Below are 19,051 nucleotides of genomic sequence, written 5' to 3'. Positions count from 1 at the left end.
CTCTGGCCGAGGATCCACGCCGCTCCAGCGCTAGGCCGGGGCCGGCGCCTCCTGGAAGGGTCGCGTGATGAGAATACGGTTGATCTCCTCGCCGTCGAGGGTCTCGCGCTCGAGGAGGGCGCGGGCGAGGGCATGGAGCTTCTCCAGGTTGGTCTCGAGGAGCTGCCGGGCGCGGGTGGCGCAGTCGGTGACGATGCGCTTGATCTCGGAGTCGATCAGGACCGCGGTGTCCTCGCTGTAGTCCTTGGGACGCGAGACTTCTCGTCCAAGGAAAATGTGCTCTTCCCCCTTGCCGAAGGTGAGCGGGCCCATCTTGTCCGACATGCCCCACTCGCAGACCATCTTGCGCGCCATCTCGGTGGCCTTCTCGAGGTCGTTGCCGGCGCCGGTGGTCTGCTGCTGGAACACCAGCTCCTCGGCGGCGCGGCCACCCAGGAGGATCGTGATCTGGTTGATCAGGTACTCGCGCGAGTAGCTGTAGCGGTCGTCGGTGGGCAGCTGCATGGTGAGGCCGAGGGCCCGCCCGCGCGGGATGATCGTGACCTTGTGCAGCGGATCGGCGCCGGGAAGCAGATACGCCACCAGCGCGTGCCCGCCCTCGTGATAGGCGGTGGTGCGCTTCTCAGACTCGGGGATGATCATGGAGCGGCGCTCGACGCCCATCAGCACCTTGTCCTTGGCGTTCTCGAAGTCGATCATCTCCACGACCTTCTTGTCCTGCCGCGCCGCGAGCAGCGCCGCCTCGTTGACGAGGTTGGCGAGGTCCGCGCCCGAGAAGCCGGAGGTGCCGCGGGCCAGCACGGTGAGCTCGACCTTCGGCGCGAGCGGGATCCGGCGCGAGTGCACCTTGAGGATCTCCTCGCGGCCCTTCACGTCGGGACGGGCCACCACGACCTGCCGGTCGAAGCGTCCCGGCCGCAGCAGCGCGGGATCGAGCACGTCGGGCCGGTTGGTGGCGGCGATGAGGATCACGCCCTCGTTGGTCTCGAAGCCGTCCATCTCGACGAGGAGCTGATTGAGCGTCTGCTCGCGCTCGTCGTGGCCGCCGCCCAGGCCCGCGCCGCGATGCCGGCCGACCGCGTCGATCTCGTCCATGAAGATGATGCAGGGGGCGTGCTTCTTGCCCTGCTCGAACAGGTCGCGCACACGCGAGGCGCCCACGCCCACGAACATCTCCACGAAGTCGGAGCCGGAGATCGAGAAGAAGGGCACATTGGCCTCGCCCGCGATGGCCTTGGCGAGGAGGGTCTTGCCGGTGCCGGGAGGACCCACGAGGAGCACGCCCTTGGGGATCTTGCCGCCGAGCTTCTGGAAGCGGGGCGGGTCCTTGAGGAACTCGATGATCTCGCGCAGCTCTTCCTTGGCCTCATCCACCCCGGCCACGTCCTGGAACGTGACCTTGTTCTGCTTCTCGGAGATGAGCCGCGCGCGCGCCTTGCCGAAGGACAGGGCCTTGGCGCCCCCGCCCTGCATCTGGCGCATGAAGAAGATCCAGACCCCGATGAAGAGGAGCATCGGCACCCATTGCAGGAAGATCGCGAAGTAGGAGGGGTTGCCGTCTATCGGCTTCACGATGATGCGCACGCCACGATCCTTCAGCGCCTTGACGAGGTCCGGATAATCTGCGGTCATCGTTCGAAAGGACTCGCCGTTGGCGAGCTTCCCGCTCACCGAATTGCCCCTCAGCGTCACCTCGCGCACCTCGCCTGTCTCGACCTTCTTGAGGAAGTCCGAGAAGACGATCTCGTCTCGCGGTGACTCCTTGGCCTGGAACAGGTTGAAGAGGACGATGACGATGAGGCCGATCACCATCCAGAGGGCAAGGTTCTTGTAGAAGGGATTCATGGCGAAAAAAGTATAACACACGCCCCGATAGACATACCCGGGACCTCCCCCACGAATCGACGCCCCGGGGCTCCGGGCCCGGGACGCGGGGGCCTGACCGGGCTAGGGTTCGAGTATGTGGATGTCCGGGAGACCCCGGTAGGTGCCCCCCACGTCGAACCCGTACCCCACCACGAAGTGGTCGGGGATCACGAAGCCCACGTAGTCCACCGCCACGTCCACCACGCGGCGCTCGATCTTGTCCAGGAGGGCGCACACGCCGACGCTGCGCGGCCGGCGGGTGGCGAAGTTGCGCCGGAGATAGTCGAGCGTCCGGCCGGAGTCGACCACGTCCTCGACGATCAGCACGTCGCGGCCCTCGATCGAGACCGAAAGGTCCGACGTCAGCCGCACGATGCCGGAGGATTTCACCTGGCTGCCGTAGGAGCTCACGCCCATGAAGTCGATGGCGATGGGCACGGGGATGGCGCGGACCAGATCCGAGAGGAAGATGGCGGCGCCCTTGAGGACGCCCACGAGCAGCGGGTTGCGTCCCGCGTACTCACGGCCGATGGCGCGGCCGAGCTCGCTCACACGCTCGGCGATCTCCTCTCGGGCGATCAGTACTTTTCCGGGCCGGCCCTCCGGCATGGCTGCCGCTAGTTGGCGGTGACGAGCGCGGTGAGAGGAAGCCGCGCGCGCACCTGCTGCGCGAGCAGCTCGGCCTCGCCCCGCGAGCGAGCGCCGCCCACGCGGACCCGGTAGCGCGACTGGCCGTCGTCGAGCGTGACCGGGGACAGCACCGCGGGGAAGCCCGCCTCGGTGAGCCGCCTCTGGACCTCGTCGGCCTGCTGTCGGCTCTTGAACGCCCCGACCTGCACGGTCCAGGCGGCCGCGCTGGCGGACGGCGCTGCGGGGAGGCTCGCGCTCGGCGCGGCGGGAAGCGCGGGCGCCCCGGCGCCGCTCGCCACGGGCGCGGCGCTCGGGGCCAGGCTGGGCGCCGGCGCGGGGCTCTTGCCCTTGTCCTCGGTGCGCGCGCGGTTGGACTGGCCGATCGGGCCCACGGGCGCGGTGAGGGTTTGATAGAAGGTCAGCTTCTCCTGGAGCTCACGCGGGCGCGCGCCCTCGGATTCCGCGAGTCCGCGGCGCGTGAGGGCCTGCGCCTTCCGCGGGCTCTCGGCGGCGTCCGAGGCGGCGCGCCCGCCCCATTGCCGGCCCACCAGCACGCCGAGCGTGAAGGTCAGGGTGAGGATGATCACCGCGGCGAGCGCCAGACCGATTCGCTGGAACGCGCCGCCGCTGCTGCTCCGCCCACGCTTCATGGACTCCTCCTACATGCTCTCGGGTGCCGAGACGCCGAGGAGTCCCAGGCCGTTCCGGACGACCTGCCCCACCGCGGCGGCCAGCCCGAGGCGCGCAAGGGTGCTCGCGCGGTCCTCGGTGATGATCCGGTGCGCCTTGTAGTAGGGATGGAACTCTCCCGCCAGCTCGGTCAAGTAGTAGGCGAGGCGATGCGGCTCGCGCGCGCGCGCGGCCGCGGTGACCACCTCGGAGAACTGGATTACGCGCTTGATGAGAGCCTGCTCCTCCGGCAGCTCGAGCGAGGAGAAGTCCACCCCGGGCCAGTCGGGTATCGCGATCCCCTGCTGGGCCGCGGTGCGGAACAGGCTCGCCACGCGCGCGTGCGCGTATTGCACGTAGAAGACCGGGTTGTCCGCGCTCTGCCGCGTCGCCACCGCGAGGTCGAACTCGAGCGGGCTGTCGTGCCGCCGCGTGAGGAACGTGAAGCGGGCGGCGTCGCGGCCCACCTCTTCCAGGAGCTCCTCCATGAGCACGAACTCGCCCCGGCGCTTGGACATGCGCACCGGCTGGCCGTCCCGCAGCAGCGTCACGAGCTGGACGATGAGGATGTCGAAGGCCTCGTCGGGGTGGCCGAGGGCCCGCATCGCCGCGCGCAGACGCCCGATGTAGCCGTGGTGGTCGGGGCCCAGGAAGTCGATCACGTGATCGGTGGACGAGAACTTGACGAAGTGGTGGAAGCCGATGTCGACGGCGAAGTATGTGAGCTCGCCATCCGACTTCCGGAGCACGCGGTCCTTGTCGTCGCCGAGCGCGGTCGAGCGGAACCAGAGTGCCCCATCCTGCTCGTAGGTGTGCCCGCCCGCAGTGAGCAGCGCGATCGCGCGCTCGGGGAGACCCGTCGCGCGCACGTCCGCCGCCTCGTGCACCCAACGATCCACCTCGGTGCCGTAGGCCCCGAGCACGCTGCGATGGCCGGCGACCATCGCCGCCACCGCGTCGCGGCCGAGGCGCTCGCGGCGCTCGGCCTCCGGCCGGGCGAGCAGGGCGCGGAGCCCCTCAGCGTCGCGCGCCAGCCAGGACTCCGCCAGCTCCACCAGGTACTCGCCCGGGTAGCCGCCCTCGGGAATCTCGGCCGGCTCGCCGAGGGCCTGGCGCAGCCGCGCCTCCACCGAGGCCGCCAGGGCCTGGAACTGATTGCCGGCGTCATTGACGTAGTATTCGGACTCCACGTCCGCGCCCTGCGAGCGGAGGATGCGGGCGAGCGCGTCGCCCACCGCCGCCGCGCGCGCGTTGACGATCACCAGGGGGCCGGTGGGATTGGCCGATACAAACTCGAGCCGGTAGCGCCGTCCCGATGAGGCCCGGCTCGCGCCATAGTGGGCGCCGCCCGCGAGCACGCCGCGCAGCTGCGCCGAGACGGAGTCGCGCGCGAGCAGCACGTTGATGAAGCCGGGGCCCGCGACCTCGGCGGTCGCGACCTCGGCGAGCGCCTCGAGCTCCGCGGCGATCGACTCGGCGACCGCGGCCGTTTCCAGCCCATGCTCCTTCGCATAGGCCATGGCCGAGGGCGTGGCGTAGTTGAACGTGGCCTGACCGCCGCGCGGCACCTGCCAGATGACGGACTTCGGCTCGGGCAGCCCCTTGCGGGCGAGCGCCCGGCGAAACGCGTCCGTCAGCACGTCGGTGATGGCCACCCTGGACTCCTCCGTGAGAGACAAAAAACGCCGCGCGTGGCGGCGATGGAAAATGATACCTCCCGCCGGGAATCCCCACGAAGCTATTTCAGGTGAATCAGTGTCCGAGGAGGCGCCGGATTACCGTCGATCCCACGGAGGCTTCGAGCGCGTCCGCCAGCCGATCATAGGCCGCCTCACGGACGACCCGGTGATCGCCGGTCCCGCGCCGCGCCGCCGGGGCGCCAGCCCAGGCCAGGACATGGCGGCGTGAAGCTGCCGAGTCGAACAGGCCGTGCACGTAGAGGCCCCAGACGCGGCCCTCCGGCGCGGCGGCCCCGACGGGCCGCCCGTCCACCTCGGCCAGCGCGCGCGCTGCCGGCTTCGCCACGGTCGCGCCGGCGTGGATCTCGTAGCCGTCGAACACGGGACCATCGGGAAGCCAGCGCGCCTGCACGCGCCGCGTGGTCTTGGGCTTGCGGAGTCGAGTCGTCACCGGGAGCAGCCCGAGCCCGGGGGCGGCGCCGCCGCGCTCGACGTGATCCGGGTCCTCCACGCGCTCGCCCAGCATCTGATAGCCGCCGCAGATACCGAGCACGGGGCGGCCCGCCGCGGCGTGCTCGCGGATGCTCGGCACGAAGCCGCCCGCCACGAGATGGGCGAGATCGGCGAGCGTGTCCTTCGAGCCGGGTAGCACGAGGAGATCGGCCTCCGCGAGATCAGCCGGCCGTTCCGCGTAGGACAGCGTCACGCCGGGCTCCGCCTCGAGGGGGGTCAGATCGGTGGCATTCGCGATCGCGGGCAGACGGAGCACCACGATGCGCAGGTCGGCCGGGGCTGCCCGCGTGATCCGGGGGCGCTCCAGGCCGAGCGAATCCTCCTCCGGCAGCCCGAGGCCGGACAGGAGCGGAATCACACCGAGCACGGGCTTCCCCGTGCGGCGGCGGAGGTCGTGGGCTGCTCGACCGAGAAGTGAAGGATCACCTCGGAACTTGTTGAGAATGAAGCCCGAGACGAGTCGGCGTTCGGAGGCCGGCAAGAGCGCCATCGTCCCGGCGAGGCTCGCGAATACCCCGCCCCGGTCGATGTCGCCAACGATGAGCACGCGGGCGCGCGCCAGCCGGGCCACTCGCATGTTGGCCAGGTCCCGCCGCATGAGGTTCGGCTCAGCCGGGCTTCCCGCGCCCTCGATCACGAGCACGTCCGCGGCGCGCGCGAGCCGCGCGTAGCTCGTGGCGATCGCCGGCCAGAGCCGGGGGCCGAGCCGCGCGTACTCGCGGGCCGCTACCGTCGCGAGCGGGCGGCCGAGGCGAATGACCTGGCAGCGCTGGTCCGATTCCGGCTTGAGCAGCACCGGATTCATGTCCACCACCGGCGCGACGCCCGCCGCCTCCGCCTGCATGGCCTGCGCCCACCCCATCTCCCCGCCCTCGTCGGTGACCCAGGCGTTGTTGGACATGTTCTGGGCCTTGAACGGCAGCACGCGCAGCCCTGCGCGCACGAGGAGCCGGCAGAGCCCGGCCGCGAGCACGGTCTTGCCGGCATGCGAGCCCGTCCCCTGGAGCATGATCGCGGGCGTTGCACGGCCCGTCATCGGAGCACCCGGAGCAGCGCGAGGGCCAGGACGATCACGATCCCGAGCGCCGCGGCCGCCACGCGACAGGCGCGGCCGATCGTCGCGGGGTCGGGCGCCGCTCCCTCGCCCAGCGCGTAGTACCCGGGCTTGGTCAACGTCACGCCGAGCGCGCCTGCCATGGCCGCCATGGTGAGGCCCGCGTTGGGGCTCGCGGTGCGGCCGCCGTCGCGGCGCAGCGTGCGCCAGGCGCCCGCGGGCGAGCCGCCCCCGAGGGCCGCGCCCGCCACGATCGCCAGCGCGCCAAGCCGCGCGGGCATCCAGTTCAGCACGTCGTCCAGTCGCGCCGCCGCCTTGCCGAGATACTCGAGCTCGCCGTCGCGATAGCCGATCATCGCGTCCGCCGTGTTGACCACTCGATAGGCCCACGCGGCCGCCACCCCGCCCATCGCGAAGAAGAGCAGCGGCGCGATCAGGCTGTCGGTGAGGTTCTCGGCGAGTGACTCGACCGCCGCGGAGCCCGCAAGCTCCGCGGAGAGATCAGCCGTCGGACGGCTGACGAGGTCCGCGCCCAGGGACGCGCGGGCTCCCACGAGATCGCCGCGTGTGAGCGCCGCGCGCACGCGCCGCACCGCCTCGAAGAGGGCGCGCAGGGAGAGCGCCGCCTTGAGCAGGCACGCGTCCACGGCGATGCGCGCCAGCGGCCACGGCTCGAGGAGGCGCTCCATCAGCAGCACGGCGCCGGCCGCGAGCGCGGCGACGACCATCACGACGAGGGCGCCCCCCAGCAGCAGCACGGGACGGGTGGCGCTGCCCAGGGCGCGGCGGCCCGCGCCGAGCGCTTCCCCCACCCAGGCCACCGGGTGCCAGCGATTCGGCGGCTCCCCCAGCGCCAGGTCCAGGGCCAGGGCGAGCAGAAGCACCGTCACGCGCAAACCCTCCCGCTCAGCGCAGCTGGAACACGAGCGGAATGCGCACGAGCAGCGGGCGGCGCGGGAGTCCCACGGGGAACGGGATCGCCTCCACCGTCTTTACCGCGTCGACCGCGGCGTCGTCGAGCGCGGCGCTGGCGGACGAGGTCACGACGTCGACGCGCGTGACGCGGCCGCTCGGCTCGAGCAGCACGTCCAGCTCCACGCGGCCGCCGCGGCCCTGGCGCCGCGCGGCCAGCGGGTACACGAGCGCCTCCTCCACCCGCTGGCGGAAGCGCGCCAGGTACGCCCCGTATTCGGGCGGCACGCTGCCGCCAGCTCCCGGGCCCGCGCCTGGCCGCGCCAGCGCCAGCGATGAGCCGCCGGGGCCGGAAACCCCGCCGCTCCCGTCACCGGGCGCATCGGTGCGCGTCCCGCGGCCGGCGTCGCGCGGGCCGCCCGGCGCGGGCCGATCGGCGTCGCCGGCGAGCGGCAGCGCCTGGTCGAGCCCTGACTCCCTCGTTGCTGCGGCTGGAGGCGTGGCAAGGGGCGGGCGCGCGGGTGGCGTCTCGACGCTGGGCGTGGGGATGACAGCGGGCGGAGGGCTCGGGGCGGGCGCGGGCGCGACGACGGGCGGCGGGATTGGCGCCTGCGCGAGCGCAACGGAAGGCGGAGCGATGGACGTGGGCGCAGGAGCAGAAGTGGGCGGAGAGCTGGGCGCGGGCGTGCGTAGCGACGCGAGGGCACGCGGCGCCTCCACCGGCGGCGGCTCGGCCCTTCGAGCCCTCGCGGCGGGGGTGGGGCGTCGAGCGTGTGCCGTCGCGTCGTCGTTGCGACCGGCCGCGCCCCCCGGGCCGACCTCGGCGCCCGCGCCCCCCTCGCCCCCGGGCCCGGTGGCAGCCTGATCGAGCGTCGTGAGATCCACGAATAGCGGCGTGGGCGGCGCCGCGGGGAATATCGCGGGCAGCGCGGCGAGGGCGGCGACGTGTAGCCCGAGCGACCCGGCCAGCAGCGCCACGCCTCGCATCCACGCGGGCCTCACGGGTTGCGAACCTTCCACGCGACGATCCCGCGCTCGAGCGCGTGCAGCACCGCGCGCCCGATCGCCGCGCCCATCTCGCTGGCGGGCCCACCGAAGCGCGCGGCGGGCCCGCGGCCCGTCGCCGCGACGACGACGGCGTCGGTGGACGTCCCGGTGGCCGGATGCCCGTCGGCGCTCCGCACGCCGGCCTCCGCGAGGGCCAGCGTCTTGGCCTCGGTGACGGTCACGACGGCGTTCACCAGCGCCGCCGCCTCCGGTTGCCCGTCCACGATCACGATGGTGTTGATGGTCGACGGCTGCCAGCGCGCGGCAGCCGCGCGTCCCGCCGTGGTCCGGTTCGACAGGCCCACCGTCGCCACCGCCGTGACCGCGAAGCCGCCCGCCGTCACATGAGCCACCTCGGCGTGCTCGGTCCACGCCGCGGTGAGCAGCCCGACGCACGGCTCGGGGAGCCTGCGCTCCGCGATGAAGTCGGCCAGCGGTCGCTCAAGGTCGTCCGAGGGATGATGCGTGTCGACGTGGAGATTCAGGATCGTGCGGGCCTCGCCGAGGCCTCCGCGCCGCACCGCCGAGGACAGCACGTGGAGCGGCCGTTCGGCCGTCACGACCACCGCCCGCTCGTCGATCGCCACGCGGAGGCCCCGGATCATCAGAAGCCGACCCGCGCCCCCAAGAGGAACGCGGTGCCGAGCGCCGGGAACCCCCGGACCTCGGCATAGCCTTCGTTGAGAATGTTGTTGACCCTCGCCGTGAGGTCGAGGAACTGGAGCACGCCGTACTTGTCAAGAAGACGGTAGCTCCCGCCCACGTCGATCCGCGTGTGGCCGCTGTTGAAGCCCGCCTCCTCGGACTCGAACTGCCGGGTCACGACGTGGATCTGGGTGAAGAGCTGTAGACGCCGGATGGGCTCCCAGGTGACCCCGATGTTCCAGCGGTGCTGGGGCTCGCGGGGAAGCCATCGGTCGGTGCTGAGGTCCTCGGAGTCGGTGTAGGTGTAGTTCACCGAGGCGACCAGGTTCTTCAGGAGATCCGCCTCGCCGTTGAACTCCACGCCCGACGCCCGCGCCCGCGCCACGTTGACGGCGGCCACGAAGGGGAACGTGTCGGTGGGGACGAAGCGGATCAGATTGTCGAACTTGTTGTAGAAGACGGTGAGCCCGAGGCGGATGCGCTCCCGCCAGAACGTCTGGTCCACCCCGACGTCCCACGAGAAGCTGGTCTCCGGCTGGAGATCGGGATTCGAGAAGCCTGGGAAGAAGAGCTCGTTCAAGGTCGGCGCTCGGAAGCCCGATCCCGCGCTGCCGCGGATCCGAGTCCCCGTCTCCTTGATCACGAAAGCCGCCGAGCCGCGCGGCGAGGTGTGGGTGCCGAAGGCGCTGTTGTCGTCGATGCGCACCCCACCGGTGAGGAAGATGCGGTCGAAGAAGCGGAATTGCTGCTCGAAGAAGAACGACTTGGTGTGGGTGGCATCCTTGAAGACGCCCTTGTTATCGCCCTCCTCGTGGCGATACTCGAGCCCCACCGTGCTCGTGCTCCATGGCCCGACGAAGAACGAGTTGATCCACTCCGCCTCCCGCCGCTCCACGTTGATCTGGGACTTCTGGGCGATGTCGAAGTCGTAGCCCGGATCGATGGGGTCCTGGAAGCCCTGCGCGTTCTGGTAGCGAGAGATGCGGGCCCGGCTCTCCCACCACGGCACCGGCCGCGTCTTGCCTTCCAGGCTCAGGATCAGCGTCTCGGACTGCTGCTGGGCGTTCCGGTCGATGAGGGGCTCGATGGGCAGGAGCCCGCAGCAGACGAACTTCACCGGCAGATCGGTATCCGTGCGATTCCAGCGTGCCACGAACGCCAGCGACGAATCGTAGGGCAAGGTGAGGCCAATTCGCCCGCTCAGCGCCTTCTGGTCGGCGTTGTCGTTCTTGAACTGGCCGTTCGACTCGATGTACGACCCGGCGAACGAGTAGTCGAGGATGTTCCACTGCCCGTAGCCGGTGCCGCGGCTCACCCAGGTCCCGTAATTGCCGACCTGCTCCTCGATGCTGCCCTGCACGACTTTCCCCTGCCCCTTCTTGGTGATGATGTTGATGACTCCGCCCATGGCGTCGGCGCCGTAGAGTGTGGACTGGGGGCCCCGCACGACCTCGATGCGCTCGATGAGGTCGGGCGCGATGTCGACCAGCTCGGCCTCGCCCAGCGTGGGGCTCTTCACCCGCACGCCGTCCACGAGCACCTGCACCTGACTCGGGTTGGCGCCGCGGATGCTGACCGACGTGGTCTTGCCGAACGAGCCGGACTGCAGAACCTGCACGCCGGGGACGGTGCGCAAGGCGTCGCCGATGGACGTGTACTGATAGGTCTGGAAGTCACTGCCGGGAATCACCGTGACCGCGGCGCCCGTCTGGCTCACGGGCGTCTCCACCTTGGTGGCGGTGATGACCACGGGATCCACCTTCTTCGCTTCGGGCGTACTGGCGTCCTGCGCCCGGACGAGCCCGGGCAGCAAAACCAGCATCACGACGAGGACGAGACGCATGACCGCTCCTTTTGCCTCGAAAGGGGGTGCCAACGCCCCGGGGCAGGTCTCCTGGCTCGTGGCTCGTCGCGCAGGTCCCCGGCCTTCCCGGGATCGCTCCCAGTGGCCTCGCGCGGATGCGCCGCGCGAAACGAACGGACCTGGCTCCCCACTCACAGTGGCGGGACCGCGCCGGATTCGGCCCGCAGGCCTCACCGGCTTCCCTGGAACCCGGGACGACGTCAATAACGGGCCGTGCCGGCGGCTCTCACCTCCTCATTCCGGCCGTCGCGCGCTCTCGGGCCACACGACCCGGACGCTCGGCCGGCCGGTGCGCGGATGCTTGTCCACGGACACCGGACATCCGTACACCGCTTCCAGGATCGACTCCTCCAGCACATCCTCCGGCGCGCCGAGGCGCACCGCTTGGCCTCCGGCGAGCAGCAGCAGGCGATGACACACGTGCGCGGCGAGGTCGAGGTCGTGCGTGACGAGCACCACCGCGAGCCCGCCTCCCGGGTCGCGTCCCTCGTTGAGGTCGCGCAGCAGCCCCACGCACTCGGCCTGATAACGGAGGTCGAGATGCGAGGTCGGCTCGTCGAGCACGAGCAGGCGCGGCCGCTGGGCGAGCGCGCGCGCCAGCATGACACGCTGCCGCTCCCCGCCCGAGAGCCGGTCGCAGGGCGCCGCGCGGAGGGCCTCCACGCCAGTGGCGCGCATGGCCTCACGGGCGATCGCGCGGTCCTCGTCCGACTCGAAGAAGCGTCCGGGCGCGTGGGGAAAGCGGCCCATGAGGACCAGCTCCTCGACCGAGTAGGGAAAGTCCGCCGGCACCGTCTGGGGGACCACGCCGACCCGCGTAGCGACCTCGGCGCGCGAGAGGCTGGCGACGGCCTGTCCGTCGAGGTGGATCTCGCCGCGATCGGGGACCAGCAGACGCGAGAGCAGGCGGATCAGGGTGGTCTTGCCGGAGGCGTTGGGGCCAATGACCCCGAGGATCTCCCCCGGCGCCACGGCGAAGCTGATCTCGCGCAGAGTGAAGGGCGGACGCGTGGGGCGGCGGGCCGCTGGATACGTGAACCCCACCTCCCGGACCTCCAGCACGCCGCTCATGAGAGGACTCTCGGGCCGCGGGCCCTCAGCAGGAACACGAAGAAGGGCGCCCCGCAGAACGCGGTAAGCACGCCGACGGAGAGCTCCGCCGGCGCGACGATGCTGCGGGCGAGCGTGTCCCCGACGAGGAGGAAGATGGCGCCGCCCAGCGCCGCCGCGGGCACCAGCACGCGGTTGTCCGGCCCCAGCAGCATCCGGAGCGCATGCGGCACGATCAGCCCCACGAAGCCGATGGGCCCCGCGAAGGCCACCACCGCGGAGACCAGGAGCGCCGCGCCGCCGAACACCGCACGCTTGAGCCCGAGGGCGTCCACCCCCAGCTCCCGCGCGGCGTCTTCACCCAGGGCAAAGAGATTGAGCCGGCGCGCGCTCGCGAGCACCAACACGAAGCCCGCGGCGGAGACGAGGGCGAAGACGGCGAGCGCGGCGGCGGGGATTGGCGCGACGTTCCCGAGCAGCCACTGGATGACGGCGCCCAGGCGATTCGTATCGACGATCGAGATCAGCACGGCGATGGCCGAAGAGAAGAAGATACCGACGATGACCCCGGCGAGCAGCAGTGTCTGCACCGCGAGCCCGCCTGCCCCCGCCGCGATGACGTAGACGATTCCCCCCGCCACCGCGGAGCCGGCGAACGCGAAGGCGGTGAGCCCGAACGCCTCGAAGAGGCCCGTGCCGACGCCGAAGAGCTGTGCGCTCACCACGCCGAACGCGGCGCCGCTCGAGATGCCGAGGACGGACGGCTCGGCCAAAGGATTGCGGGTGAGGGCTTGAAAGCCCACGCCCGCCACGGCGAGCGCCCCGCCGGCCAGCGCGGCGGCGAGGATGCGCGGCAGCCGGAGGTCCAGGACGACCAGGCGGGTGACCGGCTCGGGATCGGCGCGGCCGAGCAGCGCGGCGACCACCGAGCCCGGAGCCACACCGGCGCTTCCCACGAAGAGGGCGGCCCCCATCGTGACGACCAGCACCACGCCCAGCGTGATCAGCACGGCGGCGAGACGGCGGGGCGCGCTCACCGGAGGCTCGCCCCCGTGAACGCCTCGGGATGCAGGAGGCGGGCGAGAATCTCGAGCGCGTCCACCACGCGCGGCCCAAAGCGATGGAAGAGATCGCCGTCGACCGCGTGCAGCCGACCCGCACGGATGGCGGGCAGGTCGGCGAAGCGCTCCCACTTCTCCCGCGCGTAGGGCGCGGTGCCGGCCCCGTGGCGGGCAAGAATGATCACTTCGGGCCCGCGCGCCACCGCGGCCTCCACGCTGTAGCGCGGATACCCCTCGGGCCCGTCGGCGGACACCGATTCGCCGCCCGCCAGCTCGATCAGCTCCGTGACGGCGGCGCCGCGCCCCGGCACGATGAGGGGCTCGGGCCACACCACGTAGAGGACTCGCGGCCGCGGGAGGGCGGCCACGCGCACCGCCACCGTCCGGACGCGTCGCTCGAGGCCGGCCACGACCTCGGCTGCCCGGCCCTCGCGCTCGGTGAGCGCGCCCAGCCGCATCATCGTGCGGAACACGTCCGAGAGCCCGTGCGGATCGACGAGGTAGAGCGGCACCCGCAGACGCTCGAGCTGCCGGCGGGTCTCGTCGCTGTTCCCCGCGCTGGTGGCGACCACGAGGTCGGGCTTGAGCGAGACCAGCACCTCCAGGCTCGGCGACACCGTGCCACCCACGCTGGGCTTGCTCCGCGCCGCCGGCGGGTAGTCGCAGAAGTCGGTGCGCCCGACGAGCCGGTCCTCGGCGCCGATCGCGTAGAGCATCTCCGTCACGCCGGGCACGAGCGAGACGATGCGCCGTGGCAGCGCCGGCAGGGTGAGCGTGCGTCCGGTGCCGTCGGTCACCTGCACCGCCGCCCCGACGGACGCGGAGGTGGTCAGCACGGCGACGAGGATCACCGCCGACACCATGGACACGGCACTCATGCCGCGGGCTCGTCGCCGCCGGAGACGCCGGCGGACTTGAACGTGGCCATGTCACGCAGAATCGCTCCCGCGGCCCGCGCCAGCCCGATGCCGAGCGCCGCGCCGGTCCCCTCCCCCAGCCGCATGTCGAGCTCGAGATACGGCGTGAGCCCGAGCGTCTCCAGAACGTGCCGGTGCCCCGGCTCGGCCGAGCGATGCGCGGCGATGAGGGAGTGGCTTGCGGCGGGCGCGATGCGCACCGCGGCCAGCGCCGCGGCGCCCGCGATGAAGCCGTCCAGGATGACGGGGATGCGATGGGCCGCGCCGGCGAGAATCACTCCCGCCAGCCCCGCGATCTCGTAGCCGCCGACCTTCGCGAGCACGTCGAGCCCATCGTGCGGATCGGGGCGATGCAGCGCGAGGGCCCGCTCGACCGCGTGCGTCTTGCGCTGCCACGCGGCATCGTCCACGCCCGTCCCGCGCCCGGTGACCTCGCGCGCGGCGATTCCGGTGATTGCCGCGGTGATCGCGCTGGCCGACGTGGTATTGCCGATTCCCATCTCGCCCGTCCCGATGAGATCGAGGCCGTCCCGGCGCGCCTCCTCGACGAGCGCGATCCCCGCATCGACCGCGCGCTCGGCCTGCTCGCGGCTCATGGCCGGGGCCCGGGTGAAATTCGCGGTGCCCTCTCCGATGCGGAGGCTCTTGAGCCCCGCCGCATGCGCCAGCGGCGTGGCCACGCCGAGGTCCGCCACCACGACCCTGGCGCTCATCTGGCGCGCGAGCACGTTGACCGCCGCGCCGCCGCGGAGGAAGTTCTCCACCATCTGGCCGGTGACGATCTGGGGATACGCGCTGACGCGCTCCTCCACCACGCCGTGATCGCCGGCCAGGGTGAAGATGACCGCGTGATGGGTGGGCGGCGGGCACTGGCCCGAGATGCGACAGAGCGTCCGGGCCAGCTCCTCGAGCCGCCCAAGGCTTCCCGGCGGCTTCGTCAGGGCGTCGAGCCGCCGCTGCGCGGCCTCGGCCGCGTCGGCCGTCGGCGCGACCACGCGGTCACGGAGCCTGCGTAGACTCACGGAGGTGGCTCCACGGGGCCCGCACGGGCGCGGCGTCGGCCTTGATAGAGACGGGAATGCCCGCGACCATCAGCGTCACCTGATCGGCGGCGGCGGCCACGCGCTGATTGACCTGTCCCAGGAGGTCGCGATAGCGGAGCCCGTCGGCGGTCGGGGGATGCACGCCCTCCCCGACCTCGTTGCTGACCAGGATGAGGGCGGCATGCCGCGCGTCGAGGAAGCGGGCGAGGTCGTCGGCCCCCGCGAGGATCGCCGCGTCCCCATCGCCGCCCAGCAGGCAGTTGGCGACCCACAGCGTGAGGCAATCGACGACGACGAGATCCGCCGCGCGGGCGGCCGCGGCGCACGCCGCCACGAGCGCCCGCGGCTCCTCCACTGTGGTCCAGCCGGCCGGGCGCTCGGCGCGGTGGCGCGCGATGCGGGCGGCGAGATCGGCATCACGCGGCTCGGCCGTGGCCACGAAGGCGACGCGGCCGGCCCACGCGCGCGCCAGCGCCAAGGCATGGCGACTCTTCCCGCTGCGGGCCCCACCGAGGATGAACTGGGAGCGCAATGGAGAAGGCGCGCCCGGAGCGAAGACTGCGGTCAACCGGACCCTCCCTCGAAGACCGGTATGGGACTACCGGAGGTCGGGTCGGTCTCCTGGCTCTCGGATCATCCTACTCCCCACGCCTTCCCGGCCGGCGGCCTCGCCGGCCAGTGGCTTTCCGTGGGTTTCGTCCCCGATCACAGTGACGGGGTCGCGGCGGATTCGCACCGCCTTCCCGGTGGGCCCTCACGTGAGGGCTCCCCGAACTCCCTGTTGCGGCGACCGTAACACCGGCCCGGGGGCAACGCAAGCAAGGGGCGGATCAGCGTGCGCTGGCGGGAATCTCCGTGGCGACGCGGGCGGCCAGCGCGGGGTCGAGCGTGGTCAGCGCGGCCATGGCGTCGGCGGCCCGCTCTCGGGCGCCGGCCAGCGCGTAGGCCCGGGTCAGCCAGGCGCGTGCATGGGTGTGGCGCGGATTCATCTGGACGGCGCGCTCGAGCGGGGCGATGGCCTCGGCGGCCCGGCCCTGATCGATCCGCGCGCGGCCGAGATTGATGTAGAGATCCTGCTCGTCGCCGAGATCGAGCGCCTCGCGGAACAAGGCTTCCGCCTCCGCCGGCCGTCCCGCCGCGGCGAGGACGCCCCCCTGGTTCTTGAGCGACACGCGCAGGCTCGCCACCACCTCCGGCGTGTCGGGCCGCATGGCGTTGGCGCGCCGCAAGAGCGGAATCGCGTCGGTATAGCGCCCCTCCACGGCGTAGAGGCGCCCGAGATTCGACACCGCATCGCGGAAGCCGCCGTCGGAGAGCTCGACCGCCTTCGCGTAGGGGCCTTCCGCCTCGCGATAGCGCTGCTGCAGCGCGAGCGCGGTGCCGAGATTGTTCCAGGGGCCGGGACGGTCGGGGCGCAGCGAGATCGCCTTGGCGAAGAGCCGCTGCGCGTCCGCGTGGGCGCCGCGGGCGAGGAGCGCGTGTCCCAGATTGTTCCAGCACAGCATACACTCCGGATCCACCGCGATGGCGTTGACCCAGAGGCTCTCCGAGTCGTGCCACACGCGGCTCTGCTGCCAGGTACTCGCGGTCAATCCCAGCACCGCGGCGCAGGCGGCGCCGACCACGGCGGCGGCGACCGGCGCGCCCATGCGCCCCCGTGCGCGCAGGCCCAGCGCCCACGCGAGCCCACCGCCCACGAGGAGCGCCAGGCCCAGCCCCGAGAGATACGCGTAGCGATCGTGCGCCAGCTGGTAGCCGGTGTGCACGATCCCGCTCACCGGGAGCAGGACGATGATCGACTGCGTCCAGGCGGCGAGTCCGGCCGGCCAGCGGCGACGCGCCGCGAGCAGGACGAGCGTGATGCCGATCACGGCGATGATCGGCCCGAGGAAGCGCGGGGCCAGCGGATCCACGTGCGGGGGCAGCTCGTAGAGCGGCGACAGGCTCGACGGCCAGACGAACTTCCACGGATAGAACCAGAAGCTGTAGGCCGCCATGGCCAGACGCGCGGGGATTCCGTAGGCCTCGAAGCCCGTCCACGTCGCCCCGCGGCTCTGCGAGAGCACCGCGCCCACCGCGGCGAGCCCTCCGAGAAGGGCGAACGGGGCCTTTTCCCACAGGAGCCGCCTCGCGCCGAACCGGACGCGGCGCAGGGGGTAGACGTCGAGCAGGAGCAGGCTCGCGGGCAAGGTCATCGCCATCGACTTCGAGAGCAGCGCCGCGGCGAAGGCGGCGAGCGCGCGCGCGCGCCAGCGACCGGCCAGCAGCCGTTCGCCCTCCACTCCCCGCAGATAGGCCAGCACGGTCAGCATGTAGAAGAGCGCGCACAGGACGTCGCGCCGCTCCGTGATCCACGCCACCGACTCCACCCGCAGCGGGTGCGCGCCGAACACCAGTGCCGCGAGCGCGGCGCCCAGGTCGATCGCGACGGGGGGCCCGGCGAGCACGGCGGCCAGCAGTCGGCGGGCGACGAGGAAGAACGCGCCCGCCGCGGCGGCGTGCACGAGGACGTTCACGAGGTGATAGCCCCACGGATCCATGCCGCCCACTGCATAGTTGGCCCCGAGGGTGAGCCACGTGAGCGGGATCCAGTGGCCCAGCAGCGTGGTGGTGAACATCCAGCGCAGCTGCGCGGGCCCCAGGCCGCGGAAGCCCAGGTTGGTGGTGAAGTTGACGTCGTCGTCCCAGTTCACGAAGCCCGCGCCCAGAGTCGGCAGAAACGCCACGGCGCTGACCGCGACGACGAGGGTCACGAGGAGGACGAGACGGAGGGTGGAGGAAATCCGGGCCGAAGGCGCGCCGGCGTAAGGGGACTCTGTCACCGGCGCGTGATCCGCTCCATCAGGCGCCGCTCGCGCTTCGTGGGACGACCGGCGCCCGGCGCTCGGTACATCGGAGGCCCGGTGCGCTCGGCGCGCGGCGGCGGAGGTGGCGTGAGGTCTTCGTAGAGAAGCGCCGCCGTCGCGCCCGGGCCCCGGCGCTCCGCGAGGGCCAGGATCCGCACGATCCGTCGCGACTGCCGCTGGGTGATGTGGAGGAGATCGCCCGGCCGCACCGCTCGAGCGGGCTTGGCCGCCTGCTCGTTGACGTCGACCTTCCCGCCGTCGCACGCCGCCGCAGCCTGGGTGCGGCTCTTGAAGAAGCGCGCCGCCCAGAGCCACTTATCGAGGCGCTCGGCGCTCATCATTTCCTACCCTAGCACACGCTTGCGCCTGTTCCGCCTAGGCCGGAGGCCGCGTGAAAGGGGAACATCGCGTCCCTCCCCTGGGTTATCCTTGGCGAGCCATGCGGTCCACCACCGTCGCGATCGCCGTCACGGTGCTCACCGCCGGCGCCGTCTTCGCCCAGCCCGCCACGCTGCCCGTGGAGGACTGGAAGAAGGACCCCGTGGGCCGGAAGGGTCTCCCCAGCGGCTGGCAGTCCCAGACGTGGGGCAGCCCCAAGTACGACTTCTCGATCGAGGCCGACGGCGACGGCCGGGTCCTGCACATGAAGAGCCAGAATGACGGCTCGACCATGAGCAAGGAGATCAAGTTCGACATCCGGCAGTTTCCGATTCTCCAGTGGCGGTGGAAGGCGGTGGTCCTGCCCAAGGGCGCCGACTCGCGGAAGAAGGCCACCGACGATCAGGCGTGCCAGGTCTACGTCACCTTCCCGCGGACGCCCCAGGCCATCCGCTCTCGCAACATCGGTTACGTGTGGGATACGACGGCCCCCGCCGGCACCATCGCGCCCAGCGAGAAGACGGGCACGGTGACCTACGTGATCGTGCGCTCGGGCACGGGCGACCTGAACCAGTGGGTGACGGAGACCCGGAACGTGTTCGAAGACTACAAGAAGATCTACAACCAGGATCCCGGCGAGAACGTGGGCGCGGTGTCGGTGGCCATCGACTCCAACGACACGCAGTCCACGGCCGAGTGCTTCGTGGGCGAGATCTTCTTCAAGAAGCCCTGATCCCTAGCTGTGAACTGCCACGAGATTGTCCGGGGCCACCAGGCGGCTGATGGGTGGTCGTCCCTGATGCGCGCCGTGTCCGCGCGCCCAGTTGTAGTAGTGGAGCCAGGCGGGCAAGGCGTCGGTCCGCTGTCGCGAGCTGGG

General features: G+C 71.7%; 18 protein-coding genes and 2 riboswitches. Of the genes, 1 reads left to right on the top strand and 17 read right to left on the bottom strand.

Features of this window, described 5'->3' with window-relative positions; translation table 11 throughout:
- Positions 1-30 precede the first annotated feature (30 nt).
- The 16 genes from ftsH to VFX14_01995 form a co-directional block, all read right to left on the bottom strand.
- Complete coding sequence (ftsH, locus tag VFX14_02070) at positions 31-1,845, bottom strand: ATP-dependent zinc metalloprotease FtsH (GenBank protein HEU5188455.1); 1,815 nt, start codon at positions 1,843-1,845, stop codon at positions 31-33.
- Between the two features lie 102 nt (positions 1,846-1,947).
- Positions 1,948-2,475 carry a hypoxanthine phosphoribosyltransferase gene (gene hpt / locus VFX14_02065; protein HEU5188454.1) on the bottom strand — a complete coding sequence of 176 codons (528 nt, stop codon included), beginning with the start codon at positions 2,473-2,475 and terminating at the stop codon, positions 1,948-1,950.
- A gap of 8 nt (positions 2,476-2,483) precedes the next feature.
- Positions 2,484-3,146, bottom strand: coding sequence for an SPOR domain-containing protein (locus VFX14_02060; protein HEU5188453.1), 663 nt, complete (start codon positions 3,144-3,146; stop codon positions 2,484-2,486).
- Positions 3,147-3,155: 9 nt separating this feature from the next.
- Positions 3,156-4,820, bottom strand: a complete 1,665-nt coding sequence (gene argS / locus VFX14_02055; GenBank protein HEU5188452.1) for an arginine--tRNA ligase — start codon at positions 4,818-4,820, stop codon at positions 3,156-3,158.
- A gap of 97 nt (positions 4,821-4,917) precedes the next feature.
- Complete coding sequence (locus tag VFX14_02050) at positions 4,918-6,393, bottom strand: cobyric acid synthase (protein ID HEU5188451.1); 1,476 nt, start codon at positions 6,391-6,393, stop codon at positions 4,918-4,920.
- Positions 6,390-7,301: an adenosylcobinamide-phosphate synthase CbiB gene (cbiB, locus tag VFX14_02045; GenBank protein ID HEU5188450.1), complete on the bottom strand. Its 912-nt coding sequence runs from the start codon at positions 7,299-7,301 to the stop codon at positions 6,390-6,392. Before cbiB ends, VFX14_02050 begins: the two co-directional genes overlap by 4 nt.
- Positions 7,302-7,317: 16 nt before the next feature.
- Positions 7,318-7,611, bottom strand: coding sequence for a TonB family protein (locus VFX14_02040; protein HEU5188449.1), 294 nt, complete (start codon positions 7,609-7,611; stop codon positions 7,318-7,320).
- A gap of 710 nt (positions 7,612-8,321) precedes the next feature.
- Positions 8,322-8,975 carry an adenosylcobinamide amidohydrolase gene (locus VFX14_02035; GenBank protein HEU5188448.1) on the bottom strand — a complete coding sequence of 218 codons (654 nt, stop codon included), beginning with the start codon at positions 8,973-8,975 and terminating at the stop codon, positions 8,322-8,324.
- Positions 8,975-10,858 (bottom strand): TonB-dependent receptor, encoded by a 1,884-nt coding sequence (locus VFX14_02030; GenBank protein HEU5188447.1) that lies wholly within the window; start codon positions 10,856-10,858, stop codon positions 8,975-8,977. The genes VFX14_02035 and VFX14_02030 overlap by 1 nt, the downstream gene beginning before the upstream one ends.
- Positions 10,859-10,881: 23 nt before the next feature.
- A riboswitch (cobalamin riboswitch) is annotated at positions 10,882-11,087 on the bottom strand.
- A 26-nt stretch (positions 11,088-11,113) separates the two neighbouring features.
- Positions 11,114-11,950 (bottom strand): ABC transporter ATP-binding protein, encoded by an 837-nt coding sequence (locus tag VFX14_02025; GenBank protein HEU5188446.1) that lies wholly within the window; start codon positions 11,948-11,950, stop codon positions 11,114-11,116.
- On the bottom strand, positions 11,947-12,966 hold the full coding sequence (locus VFX14_02020; GenBank protein ID HEU5188445.1) for an iron ABC transporter permease: 1,020 nt from the start codon (positions 12,964-12,966) through the stop codon (positions 11,947-11,949). The genes VFX14_02025 and VFX14_02020 overlap by 4 nt, the downstream gene beginning before the upstream one ends.
- A complete protein-coding gene (locus tag VFX14_02015; GenBank protein HEU5188444.1) occupies positions 12,963-13,868 on the bottom strand; it encodes a cobalamin-binding protein in 906 nt (301 codons plus the stop codon). Before VFX14_02015 ends, VFX14_02020 begins: the two co-directional genes overlap by 4 nt.
- A complete protein-coding gene (gene cobT / locus VFX14_02010) occupies positions 13,865-14,902 on the bottom strand; it encodes a nicotinate-nucleotide--dimethylbenzimidazole phosphoribosyltransferase (GenBank protein HEU5188443.1) in 1,038 nt (345 codons plus the stop codon). Before cobT ends, VFX14_02015 begins: the two co-directional genes overlap by 4 nt.
- Positions 14,903-14,906: 4 nt before the next feature.
- Complete coding sequence (cobU, locus tag VFX14_02005) at positions 14,907-15,482, bottom strand: bifunctional adenosylcobinamide kinase/adenosylcobinamide-phosphate guanylyltransferase (protein HEU5188442.1); 576 nt, start codon at positions 15,480-15,482, stop codon at positions 14,907-14,909.
- A gap of 61 nt (positions 15,483-15,543) precedes the next feature.
- Positions 15,544-15,738, bottom strand: a riboswitch (cobalamin riboswitch).
- Between the two features lie 42 nt (positions 15,739-15,780).
- The gene (locus tag VFX14_02000) at positions 15,781-17,772 is read right to left on the bottom strand and encodes a tetratricopeptide repeat protein (GenBank protein ID HEU5188441.1); all 1,992 of its coding nucleotides are present in this window, start codon (positions 17,770-17,772) and stop codon (positions 15,781-15,783) included.
- Positions 17,769-18,134: an RNA-binding S4 domain-containing protein gene (locus VFX14_01995; protein ID HEU5188440.1), complete on the bottom strand. Its 366-nt coding sequence runs from the start codon at positions 18,132-18,134 to the stop codon at positions 17,769-17,771. Before VFX14_01995 ends, VFX14_02000 begins: the two co-directional genes overlap by 4 nt.
- A 101-nt stretch (positions 18,135-18,235) precedes the next feature.
- Between VFX14_01995 and VFX14_01990 the strand changes: the two genes are divergently transcribed.
- Positions 18,236-18,907, top strand: coding sequence for a DUF3047 domain-containing protein (locus tag VFX14_01990; GenBank protein HEU5188439.1), 672 nt, complete (start codon positions 18,236-18,238; stop codon positions 18,905-18,907).
- A gap of 3 nt (positions 18,908-18,910) precedes the next feature.
- Here the strand turns inward: VFX14_01990 and VFX14_01985 are convergent.
- On the bottom strand, positions 18,911-19,051 hold a 141-nt coding region (locus VFX14_01985; protein HEU5188438.1), incomplete at its 5' end, for an IS481 family transposase.

It is taken from the genome of Candidatus Methylomirabilota bacterium (assembly GCA_035764725.1).
Classification (GTDB): Bacteria; Methylomirabilota; Methylomirabilia; order Rokubacteriales; family CSP1-6; genus DASRWT01.
The sequence above is the reverse complement of the archived record's forward strand: the minus strand, read 5'-3'. Positions and strand labels throughout refer to the sequence as shown.